This is a genomic window from Chamaesiphon sp. VAR_69_metabat_338 (assembly GCF_031423935.1).
Lineage (GTDB): Bacteria > Cyanobacteriota > Cyanobacteriia > Cyanobacteriales > Chamaesiphonaceae > Chamaesiphon.
This window is the reverse complement of sequence record NZ_JANPGM010000203.1, coordinates 1-5,750: the sequence shown is the minus strand read 5'-3', so window position 1 is coordinate 5,750 and position 5,750 is coordinate 1. Positions and strand designations below refer to the sequence as shown.

Annotated in this window: 5 protein-coding genes and 2 pseudogenes; 3 read left to right on the top strand and 4 right to left on the bottom strand. The window is 43.3% G+C overall.

From position 1 onward, the window contains the following. Positions 1–894: pseudogene (locus tag RMO84_RS05920) on the top strand (dynamin); the annotation flags it as partial. A 115-nt stretch (positions 895–1,009) separates the two neighbouring features. On the opposite strand, the gene RMO84_RS05915 reads toward RMO84_RS05920, so the two are convergent. The 3 genes from RMO84_RS05915 to RMO84_RS05905 form a co-directional block, all read right to left on the bottom strand. Continuing rightward, the gene (locus RMO84_RS05915; RefSeq protein ID WP_310487548.1) at positions 1,010–1,630 is read right to left on the bottom strand and encodes a metal-dependent hydrolase; all 621 of its coding nucleotides are present in this window, start codon (positions 1,628–1,630) and stop codon (positions 1,010–1,012) included. Positions 1,631–1,800: 170 nt separating this feature from the next. Beyond that, a complete protein-coding gene (locus tag RMO84_RS05910; protein ID WP_310487547.1) occupies positions 1,801–2,268 on the bottom strand; it encodes a hypothetical protein in 468 nt (155 codons plus the stop codon). Positions 2,269–2,271: 3 nt separating this feature from the next. Continuing rightward, positions 2,272–2,520, bottom strand: a complete 249-nt coding sequence (locus RMO84_RS05905; protein ID WP_310487546.1) for a hypothetical protein — start codon at positions 2,518–2,520, stop codon at positions 2,272–2,274. A 103-nt stretch (positions 2,521–2,623) separates the two neighbouring features. On the opposite strand from RMO84_RS05905, the gene RMO84_RS05900 reads away from it, so the two are divergent. After that, the gene (locus tag RMO84_RS05900; protein ID WP_310487545.1) at positions 2,624–4,288 is read left to right on the top strand and encodes a dynamin family protein; all 1,665 of its coding nucleotides are present in this window, start codon (positions 2,624–2,626) and stop codon (positions 4,286–4,288) included. Positions 4,289–4,322: 34 nt separating this feature from the next. Here RMO84_RS05900 and RMO84_RS05895 read toward each other — a convergent pair. Continuing rightward, positions 4,323–5,180: pseudogene (locus RMO84_RS05895) on the bottom strand (SDR family oxidoreductase). Between the two features lie 73 nt (positions 5,181–5,253). On the opposite strand from RMO84_RS05895, the gene RMO84_RS05890 reads away from it, so the two are divergent. Continuing rightward, the gene (locus RMO84_RS05890) at positions 5,254–5,604 is read left to right on the top strand and encodes a MerR family transcriptional regulator (RefSeq protein ID WP_310487544.1); all 351 of its coding nucleotides are present in this window, start codon (positions 5,254–5,256) and stop codon (positions 5,602–5,604) included. Positions 5,605–5,750 lie beyond the last annotated feature (146 nt).

The following is a 5,750-nucleotide window of genomic DNA, read 5'->3' as shown; positions in this document are numbered from 1 at the left end:
CGCCGCGTGCGCGATCGTCAGGCTCGATCGATCGCCGATTCGATGAAGGTTTATTTACTCAAGTTAGAAGATACCTTCGAGGCCGATTTCCAGGCTTATCAACCTTCCGATCTGCAACTCCTAGACTTCTTTAGCGGCAACAAGCGCGAACAGTTCAACCAAGCCGCCCAGAAAGGCTTCCAGCAGTACATCAATGACAAATATGCCGCCTGGACGCTCTCAGCCCAAAAGGAACTCACAGCGGCTTTTAGCGAACTCTCCGAGCAAGCTCAAAAACATGGTGGCGATTATCAGAACATCACCCAAGAGATGGCAGAAAAACTGACAGGTAAAATCCATACCCGCAGTAAGGCTCTCGATGATGATGGTACGCCAGCATGGGCAAAATGGGCAATGGGTTTATTTTCGATCGCGTCTGGTAACTTTGCAGTAGCAGCTCTCGCCGTTGGCGGTTTCAATTTCCAGAGCATCATGCTCAATATCTTTACCACAGCGGGGATTGCCGTTGTCTTCGGCGCGCTCCTCGGCCCGATTGGGATTATGGCAGCCGGTATCGGTGTAGCGGCTTTTCAAGTCGAACATGCACGGAAGTATTTCGCGCAGGAAATCAAGAAGCAATTAGTTGCTAAATTGCCAGAGATTTCTAAAGAACAATGGCAGCCAATTTATAGTGCGGTGCAGGAATGTTTCGATAGTTACGAACGCGAAGCGATCGAACGGATCGATGATGATATCAAAACTCGCAAAGTCGAACTCCAAAATCTCGTCAAACAGAAGGAATCTCAGGAGATCGATCGAGTTACTGAGGTGAATCGGTTACAACAATTTGAAGCTGATGTGGTGAAAGAGTCACAATCGATCGAGGCTTTCTATCAAGGATTCTTGAATGGTTAATTTCTAGTGGAGACAGATCCCCGACTTCTTCGAGAAGTCGGGGATCTAGCAGTAATGGTGAAAATATTAGCTGAAACTGCTAGTTGGAGTTATTGATTGACTTGGAAAATATATTTTATCGACTCAATGAAAATGCCCACATCATGAAGCAAGCTGAAACTAATAATCCAACAGCAATCAATAAGCGATGTTTGCCAAATAAGGTTCGATCTCGAATAATGAGGAGCAAGCTAATTACTAGCGGTACTATGACACCTAGTTCGATCGACAAATTTCGATAAAATAGGTAATTATTTAATTGAATCTTACCCGCGCTAGGTAGCAGCCCGAATGGGAGCCGAAATACTTCTAGACTTGGATACAGTAGCGGTAGTGGCAATACTCCAGTCAGTAAATCTAATAACAAATGAGATAAACCAGCCAATACGGCTTGCAAACTCATCAGCTCTAGAGTTTTACCACGCTTACCCAATAAATATAGAATTAAAATAGTGCAAGCTGGAACTATTAACGCTCCTATGAACGAATGAGTAGTCCTAACTCGATGATTGTTATATTTTAAAATTAGGGAGGGGATAAGATAGTCGATATCTGGTATCGAGGCGATCGCGACCAGCCACATTAGCCAGGGTAAGTTATATTTGCTTGAAGATCGAACTCGATCGTTTATCTGGAACTCTGTTGTTGTTAGATAAACCGTCAAACCCGCCAAGCTATGACCGATGAATGAAGACATTTAAAATTCAGGATAGGCTTTGTAGAACTATTATTGCGATTGACAATTACTAATATTTCTCTATTTTAACCAATGATTTGATATCGCACAAAGTGAAGGTAGTTCGATTCTAATAGCCAAACTTATAATATCGACCATAACTTTGGGGATAATATAAATAAGTAGTTTCTTCAAGGATTGATATCTCGCCAGGTATAAGCATTGGTAAAATAGCCCAAGTGCTTGACGTTAGTAGTTACAACAATAACCTCTCGACCGGGATATCGATCGTTCAATATCGACCAATGAGCCGCAATAATCATATCCCCATCGATGTTTTTATCGTTAGCGGTAGCTTTTCCCTCGCTTCTCGCTCTCGCCCACAAATCCGCAGCCAGTTCCATTACATCTCTAGTCAATGGTAAAAAATCAATGAGATTTACTAAAGCATCCAACTGTTGTAAACCAGAGCGTACTGGACGATCGATTAAAGCTAGCTTCAATCCTCTTCTCACTTCATAGTCACAAATATCGGAACTGACTACGTATACACTTCTTGCCAATAATTTGTAAAGCCATTCACCACATTCTTTAGCTTCACCTTGCTGATAAGGTGAAGACAATAATCCTAAAACACCACTATCTAAAAATACAATCATGCTCTATTCTGGTGAATAAAGTTTGCGCCCAGGTTCTCTACTACTATCTACTATCTGTTTAAAATCTTCCCATAGTTGTGCTCTTTCTGTTGACTCCTCTGGTGTTAATTCTTCATCCAGCCATTGACGCAGTACGGTTTGAATCGCCTTGTTTCTTTCTAGTTGTTCGGCAGAGGATCTATCTAGATTATTGACAGCTCCGCTTGGATCGTGAATCTTAGATTGTTTAGCTTGACTGAGTGGTTCTAACATAAAATAACGGCACGCAACTTCTACTATCTCAATTTTAAGTCTAAATCGATCCAATCGACAAATTATTTTAAATTACTTATTTACTGAACCCGATCGTCAAACCATGAACTCTTCACTCCTCACCCATCTTCAAACCGCTGCTGACAAGCTAGGAATCGATTCAACGTCTAAATTGGGTAACGATCTCAAAACGCTTGCCGGTAAATCAGCTCGATCGAATTATCAGATTGCTGTATTTGGCCCCTTTAATCATGGTAAATCGACATTATTAAATGCGATCTTAGGTAATAAAACATTGCCGATCGATCTGATTCCGACAACGGGTGCGGCGATTAAGGTTGTCTATGGTGAAGAGTTAGCGACTAAAATTACTTTAACTAATGGGCAAATAATTGCGGCGAAGAATACCGATATTTTAACTGAATTCGCGACTTTAGATAACGATCGGCGGATGCGGGATGATGTGGCAGAAGTCGAGGTGAGTTTTCCCCATCCGTTTTTACAAACTGGGGTAGAATTAATCGATTTACCTGGTACGAACGATCGCGATGAGCAGGATAATTTGGTACGAGATCGATTGTTGGCAGCGGATTTGGTGGTAAATGTGTTGGATGTGCGCAAACTAATGACACTCGGCGAACGCGAACATCTGCGGGATTGGTTGGAAAATCGCGGGATTAATACCGTCGTATTCGTGGCAAATTTTACGAATATGTTGGAGCCAGAAGAACAGAAGGAAGTGCAACACCGCTTGCGATTTGTGGCTGAAAGTTTTCGATCTCAATTACCACCAGGGATTAGCAATCTCTATCGAGTTGATGCGCTGCCAGCCCTCCGCGCCCGTCTGAAGGGCGATGACGCGACTTTACATACTTCGGGGCTATCGGCGTTTATTTCGGCTCTCCAGGCGATCGTGTCCCATCAGCGGGAAGAGCTAACTGAGGTGCGGCTGCCAGTGTTGCAATCGTTAGGAGTGGAGATCCAAGGCTTATTGCAAGCGCAGATTGCCAAATTAACCGCAGCAGTAACCGAACATCGAGAGAAATGCGATCGAGAATTAGCTCTCAAGCAGCAAGCCCAAAAATTAATCCAAACTGGTTGGGAAACTAGCCTCAAAGAAGTCGAGCAGTGGTTGTATTTACCAAATCTAATTGGCTTTTATCAATCACCTTTGACTGATGCGATTCGCCGGACGCAATTTCATGAATGGGAAGCAAATAATGTCCGTCCGCGCCTACAACATTCGCAACAAGAGATTAATGATTGGGTGAATAAAGCTGAAAACTTTTTTAATACTTCACCTGTCGAACCACTCAAGATCGTGCTGCCAGATCCGCCCGAACTATTATTACCAGAATCACCAACACCACCACCAAAAGCAGATTCACCATCATTATCTTTAGATAACTTGACACCTGCGGCACTTGCCGCCGGATTGGGCTGGGTATTGGGTGGCCCAATCGGTGCGGCAGTTGTTGGGGGTGCGAGTACGATTGCTAATAAACTAGCTAGCGATCGACCATCAGATAGCAATCCTCCACCGAAAGTGGATAATTCAGCAGAAGTATTAGAAGCTTATACCGATGCGGCTGCTGATTATTTATTCAGACTAAACACCGAACTAATGGCGACGATTAAAGTCTATCGCGATCGAGCGCATCTAGCAATTAATCCAGAGCTGAAGATCGATCGTCAAATCGACACCCAGCAACAAGCAAAATTAATCGAACTAGAACGATGTTTGGCAGATATATTAACATCATCCTGAGTTCGATCCGATCGATCTCTAAACTTACTCGTATTCACCGAGATCGCCGCATCAATCCAAATTGGTTGCCGATGAGTCGATCCAACCAGCGAGCGGGTAAAAATCGGGGTAAATACCAGTTAATGAGGGGATTGGGTGCGATCGAATAACGTGCTTTTGGATGTTTTGTTTCAAACGCTATCCGAATAAATTCTGCGACTTTTGCTGATGAATATCCATTTTTCCCAACTTGTAAAAAATACTTTTGAAATGCTTCTAAAATACTGCGATATTCAGTAGAATCGTACCGACTCAGATCTTGAGCGGAATCTTTATCCCAAATCGGGGTAATCACAGGCCCTGGCCCGATAATAATCACATCGATATCGTGCAATAGTAATTCGCGGCGTAAACTATGCGATAGCCCTTCTAGCGCATGTTTGCTGCCAGCATAGGCACCCATAAAAGGAGCGGCAACCTTACCGCCAACGGAGCTAATATTAATTACTCTACCCGGTCGATTGGTCTGAGATTGCTCGATCTTCAGTAATGGGAAAAATGCTTGAGTTATAGCGATCGGGGCGATAACATTTACCTCAAACTGCCAGCGAATTTCATCGATCGATTGATACATTAATGGGCCACTAGTAGCAATTCCAGCATTATTAATCAGTCCGCCCAGACCCCGATCTCCGACGATTTCAGTGACTCGATCGACCGCTGATTAAATCGATGGCGCATCGGTGACATCAAATACTAACGGTGTGAAATTCGCTCCGATTTCAACTTTGAGCCGTTGGGCATCTGCCGCTGTCCGAACGCTGCCAAAGACCTGATAGCCACGCTTGGCAAATTCCTGTGCTGCACTATAACCAATGCCAGAAGAAGTTCCGGTAATTAAAATAGTCTGCATATGTTTAGTAACTCGTCGGGTTAGTTATTGGCAGTGTAAACTATGGACTATAGTCCAATGTCAAGGGGCGACGATGTTAATTAGCGAACTCTCTAAAAGATCGGGTTTACCGATCGATACTCTGCGTTTTTACGAGAAAAAGGGTTTAATCGATAGTGAAATGGTCGATCGACAGACAAATAATTACCGCATTTATAACGAGCAGAGTCTAGAGAGATTAGTCCTGATTCAACAGGCGAAAAGGCTAGGATTTACGCTAGCAGAGATTCAGGAATGGATCGCCAGTTTTGAGAGCGATCGACTAACCAATGATGAAAAACAAGTAATTCTCAACCGGAAGCTGCAAGAAGTAGACGATCGGCTGGCTGATTTACAGCAGATGCGAGCCTATTTAGCCGAGAAAATCGATCGATTAATCGATTGATTAAATTTCATTATCGATCGGCTCGAATAATCCGCGAACTGCCTGCTGCTGGATATTCAAATGACAATAACACTTTGCATGTAAATCCCCAGAAGTGTTGAATGATAGAAACAACTGGTATAAAATTACCCCCATTCAGATAAAAT

Excerpts from the sequence above, each read along its gene's own strand:
- RMO84_RS05915 (WP_310487548.1), bottom strand. The coding sequence starts at position 1,630 with ATGTCTTCATTCATCGGTCATAGCTTGGCGGGTTTGACGGTTTATCTA.
- RMO84_RS05910 (WP_310487547.1), bottom strand. The coding sequence starts at position 2,268 with ATGATTGTATTTTTAGATAGTGGTGTTTTAGGATTATTGTCTTCACCT.
- RMO84_RS05905 (WP_310487546.1), bottom strand. The coding sequence starts at position 2,520 with ATGTTAGAACCACTCAGTCAAGCTAAACAATCTAAGATTCACGATCCA.
- RMO84_RS05900 (WP_310487545.1), top strand. The coding sequence starts at position 2,624 with ATGAACTCTTCACTCCTCACCCATCTTCAAACCGCTGCTGACAAGCTA.
- RMO84_RS05890 (WP_310487544.1), top strand. The coding sequence starts at position 5,254 with ATGTTAATTAGCGAACTCTCTAAAAGATCGGGTTTACCGATCGATACT.